Genomic DNA, 1,278 nt, shown 5'->3' on the forward strand with positions numbered 1-1,278 from the left:
ACCCCACAAAGCAAAAACCCCGTCGGAGCGGGGTTTTGTCTAGCGCTTCTTTCCCTGAATAAACAGATACACGATCGCAGCCAATCCGCCCGTGCCAAAAAGGGCGCCTGGCCAACCCTCACCGATCATACCAAGTGCAACAGCGCCAGCTATGGTAGCCAAGGCTAGCGTGTACGCCATCCATTGGCCCCGCCTCGCTTCCTCGTAGTCAAGCTCCTGAGCGCGCTCATTAATTCTTACGCTCGATGCCAGTGCGGACTTTGATAGGTCGAGAAGTTGCAGACCAGCCCCAGGAACTGCCCGCTCGTATCCCGCAAATTCCTCAGCGGGCGGCGTGGGCCCACTATAGCTCTGGGAAAGCATCACTGCCCTGAAGGCAGGGTGTTCCAGAATTGCTGGATTCTCAACAAGCTCGGCAATTAAATGCCGAGCCTTGTGTTCTGTCTGGCGTAGGGATCCGCGCTCCTTGTTCTCTTCCTCAGGAGTGCTTTGATCGTTACCGTCGTTCGCGTCGGTCATTTCCATAGCCTTCCATTGCTAGGTTCAAGCTTTTGCCAACATCTCTCCATGCCTTAGCCAGCAGCCGATCAGGCGTGCTGTTGGCTAGAAGCTCTGCGCGCTGATCGCTCCTGCTTGCGCCAGGAAAAATGTCAAATGCAGAAAGTACGCCCCGGCGAGTTGCTTCACTTAAATGCTTCATGTGTAGGCTCCTCGATTGTGCTGCCACAAAGTTTGCTTCACCGCACCTGCGCGCTTCGCTACTGCATTTAGCAGGTTGCTGCAGGTTGTAGCGGGGAAGTATAGCTATTCAAGTTGTCAATTGGCGATAATTTATTGACTTCGCAAGTGACACAGAGTAGTTCGACGTTGCGGTTGCCGCGCTTCTCGAATGCTTATCAGACCCCGACAACATCGGCTGAGTTCAAGGAAACTTGACTCCGACCCCGCTTTGTTCAGGATCGGTCAGTCTCGCCAGCCGCCCACCCAGTGAACCCGGCCAATGATGGTGATCGGGTGCTTATTTGAGACCATGGGCTTTGGCTTGCGCCACTGGTGGTCGCCGGCGGGGTTGTCGCTCTGGAAGTAGACGCCGGCCTCGAGCACGAGGGCGCGCTTGACGTAGTACTCGGGGTTGGCCATGCCGTCGAGCTGGATGACGTAGAGGCTGCAATCGACAGGGCGGGTGTCCGTGGTGTCGAACAGGATCGCGTAGCCGTCCTGGATGGTCGGCTCCATGCTGTCGCCTTTGCCGTAGTACACGGCCAGGTCGCGCCCGAG

Annotated in this window: 2 protein-coding genes; both read right to left on the minus strand. The window is 56.7% G+C overall.

Annotated features, from left to right (window positions below; translation table 11 throughout):
- Nucleotides 1-39: 39 nt before the first annotated feature.
- Nucleotides 40-525 carry a hypothetical protein gene (locus J7396_RS22435; RefSeq protein WP_046933442.1) on the minus strand — a complete coding sequence of 162 codons (486 nt, stop codon included), beginning with the start codon at nucleotides 523-525 and terminating at the stop codon, nucleotides 40-42.
- Between the two features lie 438 nt (nucleotides 526-963).
- On the minus strand, nucleotides 964-1,278 hold a 315-nt coding region (locus J7396_RS22440; RefSeq protein WP_209262191.1), incomplete at its 5' end, for a S24 family peptidase.

This window comes from Xanthomonas sp. A1809 (assembly GCF_017746015.1).
GTDB classification, from domain to species: Bacteria; Pseudomonadota; Gammaproteobacteria; order Xanthomonadales; family Xanthomonadaceae; genus Xanthomonas; species Xanthomonas euvesicatoria.

Excerpts from the sequence above, each read along its gene's own strand:
- J7396_RS22435 (WP_046933442.1), bottom strand. The coding sequence starts at position 525 with ATGGAAATGACCGACGCGAACGACGGTAACGATCAAAGCACTCCTGAG.